Here is a 19,507-nt window from a genome sequence, read left to right on the forward strand (position 1 = left end):
CTCCGCGCGGGTGTGACAAAATAGCGGTTTTGCTGCTAGCGGATGGAACTCTCCCAATGCGGGATCGCAATTTTGATGACATCGCGGAAAAGTTTTCGCGGAACATTTACGGCACCACCAAGGGGCAGTTGCGTCAGACGATCCTGTGGCAGGATCTCGACACCGTGCTGGCCACCTTTGGTGACCGAAAGTTGCGGGTTCTGGACGCGGGCGGCGGTGAAGGTCAGACTGCTATTTTAATGGCGCAGCGCGGCCATCACGTTACGCTTTGCGATCTCTCTTCTGAAATGGTCGAACGCGCGAAGCGCGCGGCAGAAGAGAAAGGTGTGAGCGACAACATGCATTTTATACATTGCGCCGCTCAGGACATTGCGCAGCATTTGGAAACTCAGGTTGATCTGATATTGTTTCATGCTGTGCTGGAGTGGGTCGCCGAGCCGCAGGAGATGCTAAAAATCCTGTGGTCTGTGCTGACGCCCGGCGGCGCATTGTCGCTGATGTTCTACAATGCTAACGGCCTGCTGATGCGTAACGTCCTGGTGGGCAATTTCGGCTATGTACAGCAGGGCATGTATAAAAAGAAACGGCGCACGCTTTCGCCGGATTTCCCCCGCGATCCGCAGCAGGTCTACGGCTGGCTGGAAGAGATGGGCTGGGAGATCACCGGGAAAACGGGCGTCAGGGTGTTTCATGATTATCTGCGCGATAAACAAAAACAGCATGACTGTCTTGACGCGTTAACAGAAATAGAAACGCGGTATTGCCGTCAGGAACCCTTTATCAGTCTTGGGCGATACATTCACGTCATCGCGCGCAAGCCGCAGAAGCAAGGATAATTTATGAGTGAATTTTCCCAGACAGTCCCCGAACTGGTTGCCTGGGCCAGGAAAAACGATTTCTCCATCTCGCTGCCGGTCGACAGACTCTCATTCCTGCTGGCGGTTGCCACGCTGAACGGCGAACGTCTGGATGGAGAAATGAGCGAGGGTGAACTGGTGGACGCGTTCCGCCATGTCAGTGATGCGTTTGAGCAAACCAGCGAAACCATTAACGTGCGTGCCAACAACGCGATCAACGAGATGGTGCGTCAACGTCTGCTGAACCGCTTTACCAGCGAGCAGGCGGAAGGAAACGCCATCTATCGTCTGACGCCTCTGGGCATCGGCATCACGGATTACTACATTCGCCAGCGCGAATTCTCCACGCTGCGTCTCTCTATGCAGCTGTCGATTGTGGCGGGCGAACTGAAACGCGCGGCCGATGCGGCGGACGAAAATGGGGATGAATTCCACTGGCATCGCAACGTCTACGCCCCGCTGAAATACTCGGTGGCCGAGATTTTCGACAGCATCGATCTGACCCAGCGTCTGATGGACGAGCAGCAGCAGCAGGTGAAAGACGATATCGCGCAGCTGCTGAATAAAGACTGGCGCGCGGCGATCTCCAGCTGTGAACTTCTATTGTCAGAAACCTCTGGTACTTTGCGCGAACTGCAGGACACGCTGGAAGCGGCGGGGGATAAACTCCAGGCGAACTTGCTGCGCATCCAGGATGCGACGCTGGCCCATGACGATCTGCACTTTGTCGACCGTCTGGTGTTTGATCTGCAAAGCAAACTCGACCGCATTATCAGCTGGGGCCAGCAGTCGATCGATCTCTGGATCGGCTATGACCGTCACGTGCATAAATTTATCCGAACAGCCATCGACATGGATAAGAACCGCGTGTTCGCCCAGCGTCTGCGCCAGTCGGTACAGAGTTATTTCGATGCGCCGTGGGCGCTGACCCACGCCAACGCCGATCGTCTGCTGGATATGCGCGACGAAGAGATGGCGCTGCGCGACGAAGAGGTCACCGGTGAACTGCCTCCGGATCTGGAGTTTGAAGAATTCAACGAAATTCGCGAGCAACTTGCGGCAATGATCGAAGAACAGCTCGCCGTCTATAAAACCAGACAAGTGCCGCTGGATCTTGGTCTCGTGGTGCGCGACTATCTGGTGCAATACCCGCGTGCGCGCCATTTTGATATCGCCCGCATCGTCGTCGACCAGGCCGTGCGCCTGGGCGTCGCGCAAGCAGATTTCACCGGACTGCCGCCGAAGTGGCAGCCGATTAACGATTACGGAGCCAAGGTACAGGCGCATGTCATTGACAAATATTGAACAAGTGATGCCAGTTAAACTGGCCCAGGCGCTGGCAAATCCGTTATTTCCGGCGCTGGACAGCCAGCTGCGTGCCGGTCGTCACATTGGTCTTGACGAGCTGGATAATCACGCATTTCTGATGGACTTCCAGGAGTATCTGGAAGAGTTTTACGCCCGCTATAACGTCGAGCTGATCCGCGCGCCGGAAGGTTTCTTCTACCTCCGCCCGCGTTCCACGACGCTTATCCCGCGCTCGGTGCTGTCCGAGCTGGACATGATGGTCGGCAAGATCCTGTGCTATCTCTACCTGAGCCCGGAACGTCTGGCGAACGAAGGGATCTTCACCCAGCAGGAGCTGTATGAAGAGCTGCTGAGCCTGGCGGACGAGAGCAAACTGCTCAAGCTGGTGAACAACCGCTCTACCGGTTCTGACCTTGACCGTCAGAAGTTACAGGAAAAGGTGCGCTCTTCCCTGAACCGTCTGCGTCGTCTGGGGATGGTCTGGTTTATGGGCCACGACAGCAGCAAATTCCGCATTACCGAATCCGTGTTCCGCTTTGGCGCTGACGTGCGCACTGGCGACGACCCGCGTGAAGCGCAGCTGCGCATGATCCGCGACGGTGAAGCCATGCCATTAGAAAACAATTTACAGCTCAATGATGAGATTGAAGAGAGTCAGCCGGATAGCGGGGAGGAAGAATAATGATTGAACGCGGTAAATTTCGTTCGCTAACGCTGGTTAACTGGAACGGTTTCTTCGCCCGAACCTTCGATCTGGATGAGCTGGTCACGACGCTCTCCGGCGGTAACGGGGCGGGTAAATCCACCACCATGGCGGCATTCGTCACGGCGCTGATCCCCGATTTGACGCTGCTGCACTTCCGTAATACCACCGAAGCGGGCGCGACAAGCGGTTCCCGCGATAAAGGTCTGCACGGTAAGCTGAAAGCGGGCGTCTGTTATTCGGTGCTGGATGTCATTAACTCCCGCCATCAGCGCGTGGTGGTCGGTGTGCGTCTGCAGCAAATTGCGGGTCGCGACCGTAAAGTCGACATCAAACCCTTCGCCATTCAGGGGCTGCCGACCTCGGTTCAACCGACCTCTTTGCTGACGGAAACTCTGAACGATCGTCAGGCGCGCGTGCTGCCGCTCAACGAACTGAAGGACAAACTCGAAGCAATCGAAGGCGTCCAGTTCAAGCAGTTCAACTCGATTACCGATTACCACTCGCTGATGTTCGATCTGGGCGTTGTCGCGCGTCGTCTGCGCACCGCATCGGACCGTAGCAAATACTATCGCCTGATTGAAGCCTCCCTCTACGGCGGGATCTCCAGCGCCATTACCCGCTCCCTGCGCGACTACCTGTTGCCAGAAAACAGCGGCGTGCGTAAAGCCTTCCAGGACATGGAAGCGGCGCTGCGCGAAAACCGCATGACGCTCGAAGCGATCCGCGTGACCCAGTCTGACCGCGACCTGTTCAAACATCTGATCAGCGAAGCGACTAACTACGTGGCGGCGGACTATATGCGCCACGCCAACGAGCGTCGCATTCATCTGGATAAAGCGCTGGAGTATCGCCGCGAGCTGTTCACCTCGCGTAAACAGCTGGTGGCCGAGCAGTATAAACACGTTGAGATGGCCCGCGAGCTGGGCGAACACAACGGCGCGGAAGGGGATCTCGAAGCCGATTATCAGGCCGCCAGCGACCACCTGAATCTGGTGCAAACAGCCCTGCGTCAGCAGGAGAAAATCGAACGCTACGAAGCCGATCTCGATGAGCTGCAGATCCGTCTCGAAGAACAAAATGAAGTGGTGGCCGAAGCCGCCGACATGCAGGAAGAGAAAGAGGCGCGCGCTGAAGCCGCTGAGCTTGAAGTGGATGAGCTGAAAAACCAGCTGGCCGACTATCAGCAGGCGCTCGATGTTCAGCAAACCCGCGCCATTCAGTACACTCAGGCGTTACAGGCGCTGCAACGCGCGAAAGAGCTGTGCCATCTTCCGGATTTAACGCCGGACAGTGCCGACGAGTGGCTGGAGACCTTCCAGGCAAAAGAACAGGAAGCGACGGAGAAATTACTCTCCCTCGATCAGAAAATGAGCGTGGCGCAAGCGGCGCACAGTCAGTTTGAGCAGGCGTACCAGCTGGTCGCGGCGATCAACGGCCCGCTGGCGCGCAGTGATGCCTGGGAAGTGGCGCGTGAATTGCTGCGCGACGGCGTCAACCAGCGCCATCTGGCGGAGCAGGTGCAGCCGCTGCGCATGCGTCTGAACGAGCTGGAACAGCGTCTGCGTGAACAGCAGGAGGCCGAACGCCTGCTGGCTGAATTCTGCAAGCGTCAGGGCAAGCATGTCGATATCGACGACCTGGAAACTCTGCATCAGGAGCTGGAAGCGCGCATCGCGTCTCTGTCCGACAGCGTCTCCAGCGCCAGCGAGCAGCGTATGGTGCTGCGCCAGGAGCTGGAACAGCTTCAGTCGCGTACTCAGACTCTGCTGCAACGAGCTCCTGTCTGGCTGGCTGCGCAGAGCAGCCTGAACCAGCTGAGCGAGCAGTGCGGCGAAGAGTTCGAATCCAGCTCTGAAGTGACCGAATATCTGCAACAGTTGCTGGAGCGCGAGCGTGAAGCCATTGTTGAGCGCGACGAAGTCGGCGCGCGTAAAAACGCTGTTGATGAAGAAATTGAACGCCTAAGTCAGCCAGGCGGCGCGGAAGATGCCCGTCTGAATGCGCTGGCGGAACGTTTTGGCGGCGTGCTGCTGTCCGAAATCTACGACGACGTCAGCCTTGAAGATGCGCCGTATTACTCCGCGCTGTATGGCCCGTCCCGTCATGCGATCGTCGTTCCAGATTTGTCGCTGATTGCCGATCAGTTGGAAGGGCTGGAAGAGTGCCCGGAAGATCTCTATCTGATCGAAGGGGATCCTCAGTCCTTCGATGACAGCGTGTTCAACGTCGATGAGCTGGAAAAAGCTGTGGTGGTGAAAGTCGCCGACCGCCAGTGGCGCTACTCTCGCTTCCCGACGCTGCCGATCTTTGGCCGCGCCGCGCGTGAAAACCGTATCGAAAGCCTGCACGCGGAACGTGAAACGCTGTCTGAACGCTTCGCGACGCTGTCGTTTGACGTGCAGAAAACCCAGCGTTTACACCAGGCGTTCAGCCGCTTTATCGGCAGCCACGTGGCCGTGGCCTTTGAGGCCGACCCAGAAGCTGAAATCCGTAAACTGAACACCCGCCGCGGCGAACTGGAACGAACCCTGAGCAATCATGAAAATGATAATCAGCAGAGCCGCGTGCAGTTTGAACAGGCCAAAGAGGGCGTCGCTGCCCTGAACCGTATCCTGCCGCGTCTGAATCTGCTGGGTGACGAAACCCTGGCCGATCGCGTGGATGAAATTCAGGAACGTCTGGATGAAGCCCAGGAAGCCGCGCGTTTTGTGCAGCAGCACGGCAACCAGCTCGCGAAGCTGGAGCCGGTGCTGTCGGTTCTGCAAAGCGACCCGGAACAGTACGAACAGCTGAAAGAAGATTACGCCTACTCCCAGCAGATGCAGCGTGATGCGCGCCAGCAGGCGTTTGCCCTGACCGAAGTGGTGCAGCGTCGTGCGCACTTCGGTTACAGCGACTCGGCAGAAATGCTGAGCGGCAACAGCGATTTGAACGAAAAATTGCGCCAGCGTCTGGAGCAGGCGGAAGCGGAGCGTAGCCGCAGCCGCGATGCCCTGCGCAGCCACGCCGCGCAGCTCGGCCAGTACAATCAGGTTCTGGCGTCGCTGAAAAGCTCCTTCGATACCAAGAAAGAGCTGCTCACCGACCTGCATAAAGAGCTGCAGGATATCGGCGTTCGCGCGGACAGCGGGGCGGAAGAGCGCGCGAGAATTCGTCGCGACGAACTGCACAGCCAGCTGAGCAACAACCGTACCCGTCGTCATCAGCTGGAAAAAGCCCTGACCCTGTGCGAAGCGGAGATGGATAACCTGACCCGTCGCCTGCGCAAGCTGGAACGCGATTATCACGAAATGCGCGAGCAGGTCGTGACCGCCAAAGCGGGCTGGTGTGCGGTCATGCGACTGGTGAAAGACAGCGGCGTTGAACGTCGTCTGCACCGTCGCGAGCTGGCTTACCTCTCGGGTGATGAGCTGCGTTCGATGTCGGATAAGGCGCTGGGTGCCCTGCGCCCTGCAGTGGCAGACAACGAACATCTGCGTGATGTGCTGCGTATGTCTGAAGATCCGAAACGTCCTGAGCGTAAAATTCAGTTCTTCGTGGCGGTTTATCAGCACCTGCGTGAACGTATTCGTCAGGACATCATCCGTACGGACGATCCGGTCGAAGCCATCGAACAGATGGAAATCGAGCTGGGCCGCCTGACGGAAGAGCTGACCTCTCGCGAGCAGAAGCTGGCGATCAGCTCCCGCAGCGTGGCGAACATTATTCGCAAAACCATCCAGCGCGAGCAGAACCGTATTCGCATGCTCAATCAGGGCCTGCAGAGCGTGTCGTTCGGCCAGGTGAACAGCGTGCGTCTGAACGTCAACGTTCGTGAAGCGCACGCCACTCTGCTGGATGTGCTCTCGGAGCAGCACGAACAGCATCAGGATCTGTTCAACAGCAACCGCCTGACCTTCTCGGAAGCGCTGGCGAAGCTTTATCAGCGTCTGAATCCGCAGATCGATATGGGCCAGCGCACGCCGCAAACCATCGGTGAAGAGCTGCTGGATTACCGTAACTATCTGGAAATGGAAGTTGAGGTTAACCGTGGTTCCGACGGCTGGCTGCGCGCAGAGTCTGGCGCGCTCTCTACCGGGGAGGCGATCGGTACCGGGATGTCGATTCTGGTAATGGTCGTGCAGAGCTGGGAAGATGAAGCGCGACGCCTGCGCGGCAAGGATATCTCGCCGTGCCGTCTGCTGTTCCTCGATGAGGCTGCGCGACTCGATGCCCGTTCCATCGCCACGCTGTTTGAGCTGTGTGACCGTCTGGATATGCAGCTGATTATCGCGGCACCTGAAAACATCAGTCCGGAAAAAGGCACGACCTACAAACTGGTGCGTAAGGTGTTCAATAATACCGAGCACGTACACGTCGTGGGCCTGCGCGGTTTTGCACCGCAGCCGCCGGAGTCGTTACCGGGTACGGCAGACGCGTCGTAACGCGTTTTTGATGAAAAGGGCGGCACAAGGGTGCTGCCCTTTTTATTTGCTTAACTTGCACTTCACGCTGCGTTATCTTTAAACTTCTTTACATAAGGTAAGGCAGTAGCGTCTGTGCCTTTCTATAATGAAGAAAAGCCCCGGTGTTGTGGGCTGGTCGTAAAGCAAACAGGGGGCAAGGGATGTTGCTAAAGAAAATTCATGGTCGTCAGCTGTCCGCACTCAGTGTGTGCCTGACGTTAATATTTGCTCCACTGTTTAATGCTCGGGCCGATGAGCCTGAAGTGGTTCCCGTCGACAGTTCTGCAACGATGGGCGCACAGCCGACTTCGCTGCTACAGCCGCTGGAGCAATCCAGTGCGACCGCCATTATGGCGGGCATCAAACAGCTGCCGGCCGATGTGGACACACCAGCGCTGCGCCAGCAGCTGCAAACCGGACTGCCTGCGGGATATACGCCCGCTTATCTTAATCAGCTCACCTTAATCTATGCCGCGCGCGACATGAAGCCGATGTGGGAAGACCGCGATGCCGTCCGTGCCTTCCAGCAACAGCTGGCGGAAGTGGCCATCGCCGGTTTTCAGCCGCAGTTTACCGCCTGGGTGGAGCTTCTGACCGACCCGACCGTGACGGGCATGGCGCGTGATGTTGTCCTGTCTGACGCCATGATGGGCTATCTGCAGTTCGTGGCGGGGATTCCGGTCAACGGCAACCGCTGGCTGTACAGTGAAAAGCCTTACAAGCTGTCGACGCCTGCGCTTTCGGTGATTAACCAGTGGCAGGTGGCGCTGGACAAAGGGACGCTGCCGCGCTTTATCGCGAGCCTGGCTCCGGCGCATCCTCAATATGCCACGATGCACCAGTCGTTATTGCAGCTGGTGGCCGATACTCGTCCGTGGCCTCAGCTCAAAAGCACTGCCTCACTGCGCCCTGGCCAGTGGAGTAGCGATGTTCCTGCGCTGCGCGAAATCCTGCGTCGTACCGGTGAGTCTGATGCAGGGGCGAAAATCGCGCTGCCGGGCGATGATCCCCAGAGCGTGGTGGTCAGTCCATCTGCGCCTGTCGTGAAGAAAAAATCCGCTGTGCCAGCCGATAAACCTGCGGCCTACGACCGTGAACTGGTTGCCGCCGTGAAGGCGTTTCAGGCTGCGCAGGGACTGGGTGCCGACGGAGTGATTGGGCAGTCGACGCGCGACTGGCTGAATGTCTCTCCGGCGCAGCGCGCAGGCGTGCTGGCGTTGAATATTCAGCGCTTACGTTTGCTTCCGGGCACCTTATCCACCGGCATTATGGTCAACATTCCGGCCTACTCGCTGGTCTATTACCAGAATGGTAGTGAAGTGCTGGCCTCCCGCGTGATTGTGGGCCGTCCGGATCGCAAAACGCCGATGATGAGCAGTGCGCTGAACAACGTGGTGGTCAACCCGCCGTGGAACGTGCCGCCGACTCTCGCGCGAAAAGACATCCTGCCGAAAGTGTGGAATGACCCGGGTTATCTCGAACGTCACGGCTACACGATGATGCGTGGCTGGAACAGCAACCAGCCGATTGATCCGTATCAGGTCGACTGGTCAACGATCACGGCGTCGAACCTGCCTTTCCGCTTCCAGCAGGCGCCGGGCGAGCGTAACTCGCTGGGTCGGTACAAGTTCAATATGCCAAGTTCGGATGCGATCTATCTGCACGATACGCCGAACCATAACCTGTTCCAGAAAGATACGCGCGCCCTGAGTTCCGGCTGTGTTCGAGTTAATAAAGCGTCTGAACTGGCTAATATGCTGCTGGGGGATGCGGGCTGGAACGACACGCGGATTTCCGATGCGCTGAAAGAAGGGAACACGCGCTACGTGAATATTCGGCAAAATATTCCGGTCAATCTTTACTACCTGACGGCGTTTGTCGGCGCCGATGGGCGGACCCAATATCGTACAGATATTTACAATTATGATCTCACCGCGCGATCCGGCGCACAAATTTTGCCAAAAGCTGAACAATTAATCAGGTAAATGAAGTAGTTCGGGAAAATTGATTGTCGTAAGTTATGGTAGAGAAGGGGCAATATCGCTGTAAGCCCCGTCTTTACTGGGGTTGGGCACCTTGACGCCAACAGTTCTGGCAGTTATGGTGCCCTTCGTGCGCTAAGCATATTTACGATAACATTGACCTGTAGACCTGATTATCATGGACAAATTTGACGCTAATCGCCGCAAGCTGCTGGCGCTAGGTGGTGTTGCGCTGGGCGCAGCGGCCATCTTACCGACGCCAGCATTTGCCACCCTCTCGACACCACGTCCGCGTATTTTAACGCTCAACAATCTTCACACCGGTGAGACGTTGAAAGCGGAGTTTTTCGATGGCAGAGGCTATATTCAGGATGAATTAGCAAGACTCAACCATTTTTTCCGTGATTACCGCGCGAATAAAATCAAAGCCATCGACCCAGGATTGTTTGATCAGCTTTTCCGCCTCCAGGGCCTGCTCGGAACCCGCAAGCCGGTGCAACTCGTTTCCGGTTATCGCTCTATTGATACCAATAACGAACTGCGCGCCCATAGCCGTGGGGTAGCCAAAAAAAGCTACCACACCAAAGGACAGGCGATGGATTTTCACATCGAAGGCGTTTCATTAGCCAATATTCGCAAAGCTGCGTTATCTATGCGCGCAGGTGGTGTAGGATATTACCCACGTAGCAACTTTGTGCATATTGATACCGGGCCAGCACGGCACTGGTAATAATGAAGGAGCAGTATGAACTATCGTATTATTCCGGTGACTGCGTTCTCCCAGAACTGTTCATTAATCTGGTGTGAACAAACCAAACTGGCCGCGCTTGTCGATCCCGGCGGAGATGCTGAGAAGATCAAGCAGGAAGTCGAAGCGTCCGGCGTGACGCTGATGCAGATTTTGCTGACCCATGGCCATCTTGACCATGTGGGGGCTGCGGCGGAGCTGGCACAACATTACGGTGTGCCCGTGATTGGACCGGAAAAAGAAGATGAGTTCTGGCTGCAGGGTTTACCTGCCCAAAGCCGGATGTTTGGCCTCGATGAGTGTCAGCCTTTGACGCCCGATCGTTGGCTGAATGAAGGCGAGAGCGTTAGCGTCGGAAACGTGACGCTTCAGGTATTGCACTGCCCGGGCCACACGCCGGGGCATATCGTCTTCTTTGACGACCAGTCACGGTTGCTCGTTTCGGGCGATGTGATTTTCAAAGGCGGCGTAGGACGCAGCGACTTCCCTCGCGGCGACCACGGTCAGTTGATCCAGTCGATTAAACAGAAGTTACTGCCGTTAGGCGATGATGTGACGTTTATTCCAGGGCACGGCCCGATGTCGACGTTAGGATATGAGCGGGTACATAACCCGTTCCTACAGGATGAAATGCCTGTCTGGTAAATCCCATTAAAAAAGCCTGCATAATGCAGGCTTTTTTGTAGGTCGGGTAAGCGTAAGCGCCACCCGACAGACTTTTTTACAGCACAGCCACAATCGCTTCGCACAGCGGCGCCATGTTGTCCGGCGTCATACCCGCCACGTTCACACGCCCTGAAGCCACAGCATACACACCAAACTCTTCGCGCAGACGCAGAACCTGCTCTTTAGTCAGGCCGCTGAACGAGAACATCCCGTTCTGTTTGATGATGAAGCTGAAGTCGCGATCCGCGCCTTTCTCCGCCAGCGTGTTCACGAACAGCAGGCGCATGCGCTGGATACGCTGACGCATGTCGTTCAGCTCTTGCTCCCAGATGGCGCGCAGGGCGTCATTGCTGAGGATGGTCGCGACCACTGAGGCACCGTGTGCCGGTGGGTTGGAGTAGTTGGCACGAATGACCGACTTCATCTGGCTGAACGCGCGATCAACGGTTTGCTCATCGGCAGCCACCAGCGTACAGGCACCCACGCGCTCATTGTACAGGCCAAAGTTCTTGGAATAAGAACTCGCGACAATCAGTTCCTGATGAACAGCCGCAAAGGCGCGCAGGCCTTCAGCATCTTCTTCCAGACCGCGAGCAAAGCCCTGATAGGCGAAGTCGAACAGCGGCAGCCAGCCTTTTTCTACTGACAGTTTTGCCAGCTGTTCCCACTGCTCCAGCGTCGGATCAATACCGGTTGGATTGTGGCAGCAGCCATGGAACAGCACTACGTCACCGGCCTGGGCTTCGTTCAGGCTGGACAGCAATCCGTCGAAGTCCAGCGTGTGGTTCGCCGCGTCATAATAAGCATATTCGCGCACTTCCAGACCTGCAGAGTTAAACACGCTCTTATGGTTCGGCCAGCTCGGGTTGCTCACCCAAACACGCTTCACAGAGGTGTTCTTCGCGAGGAAATCCGCCGCGACGCGTAATGCGCCGGTACCGCCAGGCGTCTGGGCTGTGCGGGCACGCTTATCGCTGATAATCGTGCTGCCTTTACCAAACAGCAGTTCCTGAGTGCAACGACCAAATTCCGGGATACCGTCGATACCGAGGTAGTTTTTGGTGTTTTCGTTTTCCAGCAGATACTGCTCAGCTTTTTTAACGCTGGTCAGGACCGGAGTCTTGCCGGTTTCATCTTTATAGACACCAATACCCAGGTTGATTTTTCCAGGGCGGTCATCGGCACGAAACAGATCGGCCAGGCCCAGAATAGGGTCGGCAGGGGCGGCGGTAATGTTCTCAAACATGACGAGGTTCCATTGTGATTACAGAAGTGAAATCCGCTATCAGGTTAACGGTAGATTTACAAAATGCCAACCGTTTGCGACAAAAAGCGTGCGCCTTTTCAAAAGACGCCATTTTTTTCTTTCAGCCATAAAAAAACAGGACCGAAGTCCTGTTTTCTAGGCATTTAGCAGAGAGGGCTGCTTATTAGAACTGGTAAACGATACCAACACCAGCCTGGTCGTCGGTAGACAGACCCACAGCGCGGGTGTAGTCGTTTTCGTCCAGCAGGTTGAAGCGGTAAGCCGCGTATACGTTCATGTTCTTGTTGAAGTAGTACCAGGTACCCAGCTCGATGTATTTCACCAGGTCAGCATCACCACCGCTGAAGCCATTACGGCCGGTCAGGTCTTTACCTTTAGACTGTACGTAGCCCAGGGATGGACGCAGGCCGAAGTCGAACTGGTACTGAACGACAGCTTCGATGTTCTGAGTTTTGTTCGCGAATTCGTCGTCGTTTTCACGAGTCATGTTACGAGATTCGCCGTACATAACAGATGCGTACACGTTGTTTGCATCATATTTAGCAGAAGTTGCCCAACCTTCAGCGCGTTTACCTTTGCCGTCCTGAGACTGTAAAGAAGAACGGTCAGAGTTGGTGTAAGCTGCGGTGACGTTGAAGCCTTCGCCGAAGTCATAGCCCAGAGAGTAGCTGCCGCCGTCGCCGTTCTGACGAGATGCGGTGTGGCCACTTTCGTTTTTGCCCTGGTATTGCAGACCCAGGTTCAGACCGTCAACCAGACCGAAGAAGTTGGAGTTACGGTAAGTTGCCAGACCGGTGCTACGGCCAGTCATGAAGTTGTCAGTTGCTGCCAGGGAGTCGCCACCCCAGATAACGAACATATCGGTAGAAGCCAGTGCATCGTAGAACGCACCGTAGTTACGGCCGTAATCGAATGAACCGTAGTCGCCGCCTTTCAGACCAGCGAATGCCAGACGAGTTTTAGTACCCTGAGCGCCTTCCTGAGCGGAAGCGTCCATGTTGTATTCCCACTGGCCGTAACCGGTCAGTTGGTCATTAACCTGGGTTTCACCTTTGAAGCCGATACGGGCATAGGTGGTGTCGTTGTTGTTAGAGTCGCCGTTGGTAGTCCACTGGTGTTCGCCTACAGCTTTACCGTAGAAGTCCAGTTTGTTGCCGTTTTTGTTATAGATTTCTGCAGCGTTTGCTGCACCGGCTACCAGCAGGGCAGGGATAACCACTGCCAGGATATTGCGCTTCATCATTATTTATTACCCTCATTGGTTTTTTTATGACACTCGCCACTGCCGTCAATAAATTCTGTCAATAAATATTTCCGGAACTATTGATGAGAGTTAGGTGTCTTTATGTATCTGACAGGCATCTTTCCATTCATATAGCCGTTTCGCTAGCCTGAAAGTGCTACAAAGATAAAGATTGAGTAACAAAAAGAAATAATGTGTAACTAAATGTGAATTATTGGGAACTTTGTGAAGCACCTCAAATTTCAGAACTGATTGCTGAATAAAAACACTAACCCATTCCTATATATATGAATTGCTTATATTTAATTTTGATAAAGGCGTTTCGTATCAACAGAAGTTAAACAACTCACTTTTTCTTATTGTTTACATTAGCCATCCAGGTGGCTGTGTAAGTGAGCGTTTTTTGTGCTAAAGCATTTCAATGGCATTAGGCGCAATAAGAATGCGGTTTATTTTTTGTTCGTAGATGTTTCGTGGAAATAAAACGTAACAGGTGGAATATTTGGCGGGGTTGCAATTGGAAGTTACTGACTTTCGGCTGACATAAATTGACAGTACAGAATAAAATAACGGCCAGCAGTTGCTGGCCGTTATTAATAGTTGCGCTTAGAAACTGGCGTTGCGTGGGGTACGTGGGAACGGGATCACATCACGCACGTTCTGCACACCGGTGACATAGGCAATCAAACGCTCGAAGCCCAGACCAAAACCGGAGTGCGGCACGGTGCCGTAGCGGCGCAGGTCACGATACCAGCTGTAATCGGCTGGATTCAGACCCATCTCTTCCATACGCGCATCAAGCACGTCCAGACGCTCTTCACGCTGGGAGCCACCGATGATCTCACCGATGCCTGGGGCCAGCACGTCCATCGCGGCAACGGTTTTACCGTCTTCGTTAAGGCGCATGTAGAAGGCCTTAATGTCTTTCGGATAGTTTTTCACAACCACCGGCGCTTTGAAGTGTTTCTCAGCCAGGTAACGTTCGTGTTCGGAAGACAGATCCACGCCCCAGTAAACCGGGTTCTCGAATTTCTCGCCGCATTTCTCCAGAATTGCCACCGCATCGGTGTAATCCACCTGGGCGAAATCTGCAGAGACGAAACGCTCCAGACGGGCAACCGCATCGCTGTCGACGCGCTCTGCGAAGAATTTCATGTCGTCAGCGCGCTCTTCCAGAACCGCCTTGAAGACATACTTCAGCATCGCTTCAGCCAGACCGGCCACGTCATTCAGATCGGCAAACGCCACTTCCGGCTCCAGCATCCAGAATTCCGCCAGGTGGCGGCTGGTGTTGGAGTTTTCAGCACGGAAGGTTGGGCCGAAGGTGTAGATTTTGGACAACGCACAGGCGTAAGTTTCGCCGTTCAGCTGGCCGGATACGGTCAGGAACGCTTCTTTACCGAAGAAGTCCTGGTCGAAATCGACTTTGCCTTCTGGCGTACGCGGCAGGTTTTCCAGATCCAGCGTCGAAACGCGGAACATCTCGCCCGCGCCTTCGGTATCGGATGCGGTAATCAGCGGGGTAGACACCCAGAAGTAACCCTGCTCGTCGAAGAAACGATGCAGCGCCTGCGCCAGTGTGTGACGAACACGCGCTACGGCACCAATCATGTTGGTACGCGGGCGCAGGTGAGCCACTTCGCGCAGGTATTCGATGCTGTGACGTTTTGCCGCCATCGGGTAGGTGTCTGGATCTTCAACCCAGCCGGTGACTTCGACAGACGTTGCCTGCAGTTCGAAGCTCTGGCCCTGGCCCGGAGAGGCGACGACGGTCCCGGTCACGATCACGGAACAGCCGGTGGTCAGGCGCAGAACTTCGTCATTGTAATTGGGCAGAGAATTATTAATTACGGCCTGTACAGGATCAAAGCAGGAACCGTCATAGACGGCGAGGAAGGAGATGCCAGCTTTAGAATCTCGGCGAGTACGCACCCATCCGCGCACGGTGACTTCTTGGTCAACGGCGACGCGGCCCTGGAGTACGTCGGCTACAGGCACAACGCTCATAATATTCTCTCTGTTAATAGTCGGAAAAAATAGATATTTGTCCGCCCTTATAGGGGGGATATCTATGTTACCTGGCATCCGCCGTCAGACAAGCAGATTTCGCAGCGAAAAGAGATAAATTAGTAAAAATTTAGGCAGGGGGCCGGTAAGCCCCCGATAGAGGATTAGCTGGCTTTCTTAATCTGGGGCAGATCGAAGGCTTTTCGCAGGGCGCGCACGAAGGCTTTGTCATGACAGATGGTTTTACCCGGGCTGTCAGAGAGCTTGGCGACCGGCTTGCCGTTACATTCCACCAGTTTGATCACGATATTCAGCGGTTTCACCTGAGGGATATCGCAGGTCAGTCGTGTACCGATCCCAAAGCTCAGGTTAACGCGAGAGGAGAACTGGCGGTAGAGATCGACCGCTTTTGGCAGGTCGAGGTTATCCGAGAAGACCAGCACTTTGGTGAGCGGATCGATACCCAGCTTCTGATAATGGGCGATCGCTTTTTCACCCCATTCCACCGGATCCCCGGAGTCATGGCGCAGGCCCTGATAGCGGTTGGCAAATTCTGGCCCGAAGTCGCGCAGGAACGCGTCCATCGTTATACAGTCCGTGAGGGCAATTCCCAGCTGATCCGGATATTCTTCAAGCCAGGCGGCGAGCGCGGCGCGCTGGCTGGTGGCGAGATCGGGGCTGATCTGCTGATGTGCCTGGAACCATTCGTGAGCCTGGGTGCCCATCGGCGTCAGGTTGCGGCGACGCGCTAAATCGTAGTTGCTGGTGCCGACAAACCACGGTTCCTGCTGCAAACGTTCGACAATGGCCTGCTGCACTTCGCGAGAGAAACGACGGCGGGTACCGAAATCCATCAGACGGAAACGGGACATATCCACCGATTCCGTCATTCGATTGAAATCAACCAGCTTGCTTTCGAGCGTTTCCAGCGCCTGCTCAACGCCCACTTCCGGCGAACGGTAGCGGTGCACAATCTCGCTGATCACCGCCAGCAGCGGGACTTCCCACATGATCACTTCCCGCCACGGCCCGGCCAGACGAATGTGCAGTCGACCATTATTATTGGTGACGGTGACCTGTTCGGGGTTGTAGCGGAAATCGCGCAGCCAGTCTAAGTAGTCGGCTTTGAAGAAGGGGAGGCCAGAGAGCCACTGGTATTCGTCGTCCTGCAGAGTCAGATGCTGCATGGCATCGACCTGTTCACGGATCGTATCAGCGTAAATACCGAGCAAGTCATCACCACGGCAGCGGAATTCAGCCGCTACTTCTACATCATAGTAATGGTGAAAAACGGCTTGCTGCATATGCAGTTTATACGCGTCGGTATCCAGCAGTGTATGCAGAACAGGGGAAGCGAATTGAGTCATAGGTGCGCAGTAGCATCCTCTCACGGGAGCGTTTAGTACAATAAACAACTATTGAAACCGCTGGAGTATACCTTGTTTAGCGATTTATTGAACCCCGATCACAACATAAGCTGCCGTTATGGTCGAGAGCATTTCGTGCCCCGTGTTATACGAATGTAGCAAAATTGGGTTTTCGCCCTGAAAAGATGAACATTCTGCGTAGCGCGTTTTACACAACAGGAATAGACTGGATTCGTTATTCGACAAACGATGCATAAGGTTTTCTATGACACAACAGCCACAAGCCAAATACCGCCACGACTACCGTGCGCCGGAATACCTGATTAGCGATATCGATCTGACTTTTGACCTGGATGCCACCAAAACCGTTGTCACGGCCGTAAGCCAGGTCACACGCCAAAGTGCGACGGCTGTACCGCTGCGTCTCGACGGTGAAGACCTGACGCTGGTCTCGATCCACGTCAACGACGAAGCGTGGACAGACTATAAAGAAGAAGAGAGCCAGCTGGTCATTAATAATCTGCCAGAGCGTTTCTCCCTGCGCATCGTGACCGAAATCAGCCCGGCGTCCAACACCGCACTGGAAGGCCTGTATCAGTCAGGCGTGGCGCTTTGCACCCAGTGCGAAGCCGAAGGTTTCCGCCATATCACCTGGTATCTGGACCGCCCGGACGTTCTGGCGCGTTTCACCACCAAAATCATTGCCGATAAAAAACTCTATCCGTACCTGCTCTCCAACGGTAACCGTGTGGGGCAGGGCGAGCTGGAAAATGGCCGTCACTGGACACAGTGGCAGGATCCGTTCCCGAAACCCTGCTACCTGTTTGCGCTGGTAGCGGGTGATTTCGACGTGCTGCGCGACACCTTCAAAACCCGCTCTGGCCGCGACGTGGCGCTGGAGCTGTTTGTCGATCGCGGCAACCTCGATCGCGCGCCGTGGGCGATGACGTCGCTCATCAACTCCATGAAGTGGGATGAAGAGCGTTTTGGCCTCGAGTACGATCTCGACATCTATATGATCGTTGCCGTCGACTTCTTTAATATGGGCGCGATGGAGAACAAAGGCCTGAACGTCTTTAACTCCAAATACGTGCTGGCGCGTACCGACACTGCCACCGATAAAGATTACCTCGATATCGAACGCGTCATCGGCCACGAATATTTCCACAACTGGACCGGCAACCGCGTGACCTGCCGCGACTGGTTCCAGTTGAGCCTGAAAGAAGGTCTGACCGTGTTCCGCGATCAGGAGTTCAGCTCCGATCTGGGTTCCCGCGCCGTGAACCGCATCAGCAACGTGCGCACCATGCGCGGTCTGCAGTTCGCCGAAGACGCAAGCCCAATGGCGCACCCGATTCGTCCGGACAAAGTGATTGAGATGAACAACTTCTACACCCTGACGGTGTACGAGAAAGGTTCTGAAATCATCCGCATGATCCACACTCTGCTCGGCGAAGAGAACTTCCAGAAAGGGATGCAGCTCTATTTCGAGCGTCACGACGGCAGCGCCGCCACCTGCGACGATTTCGTGCAGGCGATGGAAGACGCGTCCAACGTCGATCTCTCCCATTTCCGCCGCTGGTACAGCCAGGCCGGGACGCCGATTGTCACCGTGAAAGATGACTACAATCCGGAAACCGAGCAGTACACCCTGACCATCAGCCAGCGCACGCCGCCGACGGCTGAGCAGGAAGAGAAGCACCCGCTGCACATTCCGTTCAGCATTGAGCTGTACGATAACGAGGGTAAAGTGATCCCGCTGCAGAAAGGCGGTCATCCGGTGCATCAGGTGCTGAATGTGACCCAGGCGGAGCAGACTTTTATCTTTGATAATGTCTACTTCCAGCCGGTTCCGGCGCTGCTGTGCGAATTCTCCGCACCGGTGAAACTGGAATATAAGTGGAGCGATCAGCAGCTCACCTTCCTGATGCGTCATGCGCGCAACGATTTCTCCCGCTGGGATGCCGCGCAGAGCCTGCTGGCAACCTATATCAAACTGAACGTGAACCGTCATCAGCAGGGTCAGCCGCTGTCGCTGCCTGTACACGTGGCCGACGCGTTCCGCGCGATTCTGCTGGATGAGAAAATCGACCCGGCGCTGGCCGCTGAGATCCTGACCCTGCCTTCCGCGAACGAAATCGCCGAGCTGTTCGAGATCATCGATCCGATCGCGATTACCGCCGTGCGTGAAGCCCTGACCCGTACGCTGGCGACCGAACTGGCCGACGAGTTCCTGGCGATCTACAACGCTAATAAGCTCGACGAATACCGCGTGGAACACGCCGATATCGGCAAGCGTTCCCTGCGTAATACCTGTCTGCGCTATCTGGCGTTTGGTGAAACCGAGCTGGCGAACACGCTGGTCAGCAAGCAGTATCACGAAGCGGATAACATGACCGACGCGTTAGCGGCTCTGGCGGCGAGCGTGGCGGCAGAGCTGCCGTGCCGCGATGCGCTGATGCAGGAGTACGATGACAAGTGGCATCAGGACGGTCTGGTGATGGATAAGTGGTTTATCCTGCAATCCACCAGCCCGGCGGCGGATGTGCTGAGCAACGTGCGCAATCTGCTGAAACACCGCTCCTTCACCATGAGCAACCCGAACCGCGTACGTTCCCTGATTGGCGCGTTTGCCAGCAGCAACCCGGCCGCTTTCCATGCGGAAGATGGCAGCGGGTATCAGTTCATGGTGGAAATGCTGACCGAGCTGAACAGCCGTAACCCGCAGGTGGCGTCGCGTCTGATTGAGCCGCTGATCCGTCTGAAACGTTACGATGCGTCGCGTCAGGCGAAAATGCGCGCCGCGCTGGAGCAGTTGAAAGGGCTGGAAAATCTGTCGGGCGATCTGTTCGAGAAGATTACGAAGGCGCTGGCCTGAGTGAATGCCCGGTGGCGCTAGCGCTTACCGGGC

The 19,507-nt window shown here is 55.6% G+C and carries 12 protein-coding genes; 8 read left to right on the plus strand and 4 right to left on the minus strand.

Annotated elements, in window-relative coordinates:
- Window positions 1–56 precede the first annotated feature (56 nt).
- The 7 genes from cmoM to QQF33_RS18860 all read left to right on the plus strand — a co-directional run bounded on the left by cmoM (window position 57) and on the right by QQF33_RS18860 (window position 10,691).
- On the plus strand, window positions 57–836 hold the full coding sequence (cmoM, locus tag QQF33_RS18830; protein WP_282492381.1) for a tRNA uridine 5-oxyacetic acid(34) methyltransferase CmoM: 780 nt from the start codon (window positions 57–59) through the stop codon (window positions 834–836).
- A gap of 3 nt (window positions 837–839) precedes the next feature.
- Window positions 840–2,162, plus strand: coding sequence for a chromosome partition protein MukF (mukF, locus tag QQF33_RS18835; RefSeq protein ID WP_282492382.1), 1,323 nt, complete (start codon window positions 840–842; stop codon window positions 2,160–2,162).
- On the plus strand, window positions 2,143–2,847 hold the full coding sequence (mukE, locus tag QQF33_RS18840) for a chromosome partition protein MukE (RefSeq protein WP_282492383.1): 705 nt from the start codon (window positions 2,143–2,145) through the stop codon (window positions 2,845–2,847). The genes mukF and mukE overlap by 20 nt, the downstream gene beginning before the upstream one ends.
- Window positions 2,847–7,295, plus strand: coding sequence for a chromosome partition protein MukB (mukB, locus tag QQF33_RS18845; protein ID WP_285158415.1), 4,449 nt, complete (start codon window positions 2,847–2,849; stop codon window positions 7,293–7,295). The genes mukE and mukB overlap by 1 nt, the downstream gene beginning before the upstream one ends.
- 182 nt (window positions 7,296–7,477) lie before the next feature.
- Complete coding sequence (gene ldtD / locus QQF33_RS18850; RefSeq protein ID WP_285158416.1) at window positions 7,478–9,301, plus strand: L,D-transpeptidase; 1,824 nt, start codon at window positions 7,478–7,480, stop codon at window positions 9,299–9,301.
- Between the two features lie 175 nt (window positions 9,302–9,476).
- The gene (locus tag QQF33_RS18855; RefSeq protein ID WP_282492386.1) at window positions 9,477–10,028 is read left to right on the plus strand and encodes a YcbK family protein; all 552 of its coding nucleotides are present in this window, start codon (window positions 9,477–9,479) and stop codon (window positions 10,026–10,028) included.
- A gap of 15 nt (window positions 10,029–10,043) precedes the next feature.
- Entirely contained in the window at window positions 10,044–10,691 is a 648-nt protein-coding gene (locus QQF33_RS18860) for an MBL fold metallo-hydrolase (protein ID WP_282492388.1), read from the plus strand.
- Window positions 10,692–10,767: 76 nt separating this feature from the next.
- Here QQF33_RS18860 and aspC read toward each other — a convergent pair whose 3' ends face one another.
- The 4 genes from aspC to pncB all read right to left on the minus strand — a co-directional run bounded on the left by aspC (window position 10,768) and on the right by pncB (window position 16,596).
- Window positions 10,768–11,958 carry an aspartate transaminase gene (aspC, locus tag QQF33_RS18865; protein WP_282492389.1) on the minus strand — a complete coding sequence of 397 codons (1,191 nt, stop codon included), beginning with the start codon at window positions 11,956–11,958 and terminating at the stop codon, window positions 10,768–10,770.
- A 184-nt stretch (window positions 11,959–12,142) separates the two neighbouring features.
- Window positions 12,143–13,222, minus strand: a complete 1,080-nt coding sequence (locus QQF33_RS18870; protein ID WP_285158417.1) for a porin — start codon at window positions 13,220–13,222, stop codon at window positions 12,143–12,145.
- A 606-nt stretch (window positions 13,223–13,828) separates the two neighbouring features.
- Window positions 13,829–15,229 (minus strand): asparagine--tRNA ligase, encoded by a 1,401-nt coding sequence (gene asnS, locus QQF33_RS18875; RefSeq protein WP_282492391.1) that lies wholly within the window; start codon window positions 15,227–15,229, stop codon window positions 13,829–13,831.
- A gap of 164 nt (window positions 15,230–15,393) precedes the next feature.
- Complete coding sequence (gene pncB / locus QQF33_RS18880; protein WP_285155648.1) at window positions 15,394–16,596, minus strand: nicotinate phosphoribosyltransferase; 1,203 nt, start codon at window positions 16,594–16,596, stop codon at window positions 15,394–15,396.
- 265 nt (window positions 16,597–16,861) lie between these two features.
- Between pncB and pepN the strand changes: the two genes are divergently transcribed.
- The gene (pepN, locus tag QQF33_RS18885; RefSeq protein ID WP_285158418.1) at window positions 16,862–19,474 is read left to right on the plus strand and encodes an aminopeptidase N; all 2,613 of its coding nucleotides are present in this window, start codon (window positions 16,862–16,864) and stop codon (window positions 19,472–19,474) included.
- Window positions 19,475–19,507: the final 33 nt, after the last annotated feature.

The sequence above is a fragment of the Lelliottia wanjuensis genome (genome assembly GCF_030238365.1).
Classification (GTDB): Bacteria; Pseudomonadota; Gammaproteobacteria; order Enterobacterales; family Enterobacteriaceae; genus Enterobacter; species Enterobacter wanjuensis.

What these genes read in the sequence shown, in the direction of transcription:
- cmoM (WP_282492381.1), top strand. Translation starts at nt 57, where the DNA reads ATGCGGGATCGCAATTTTGATGACATCGCGGAAAAGTTTTCGCGGAAC.
- mukF (WP_282492382.1), top strand. Translation starts at nt 840, where the DNA reads ATGAGTGAATTTTCCCAGACAGTCCCCGAACTGGTTGCCTGGGCCAGG.
- mukE (WP_282492383.1), top strand. Translation starts at nt 2,143, where the DNA reads ATGTCATTGACAAATATTGAACAAGTGATGCCAGTTAAACTGGCCCAG.
- mukB (WP_285158415.1), top strand. Translation starts at nt 2,847, where the DNA reads ATGATTGAACGCGGTAAATTTCGTTCGCTAACGCTGGTTAACTGGAAC.
- ldtD (WP_285158416.1), top strand. Translation starts at nt 7,478, where the DNA reads ATGTTGCTAAAGAAAATTCATGGTCGTCAGCTGTCCGCACTCAGTGTG.
- QQF33_RS18855 (WP_282492386.1), top strand. Translation starts at nt 9,477, where the DNA reads ATGGACAAATTTGACGCTAATCGCCGCAAGCTGCTGGCGCTAGGTGGT.
- QQF33_RS18860 (WP_282492388.1), top strand. Translation starts at nt 10,044, where the DNA reads ATGAACTATCGTATTATTCCGGTGACTGCGTTCTCCCAGAACTGTTCA.
- aspC (WP_282492389.1), bottom strand. Translation starts at nt 11,958, where the DNA reads ATGTTTGAGAACATTACCGCCGCCCCTGCCGACCCTATTCTGGGCCTG.
- QQF33_RS18870 (WP_285158417.1), bottom strand. Translation starts at nt 13,222, where the DNA reads ATGATGAAGCGCAATATCCTGGCAGTGGTTATCCCTGCCCTGCTGGTA.
- asnS (WP_282492391.1), bottom strand. Translation starts at nt 15,229, where the DNA reads ATGAGCGTTGTGCCTGTAGCCGACGTACTCCAGGGCCGCGTCGCCGTT.
- pncB (WP_285155648.1), bottom strand. Translation starts at nt 16,596, where the DNA reads ATGACTCAATTCGCTTCCCCTGTTCTGCATACACTGCTGGATACCGAC.
- pepN (WP_285158418.1), top strand. Translation starts at nt 16,862, where the DNA reads ATGACACAACAGCCACAAGCCAAATACCGCCACGACTACCGTGCGCCG.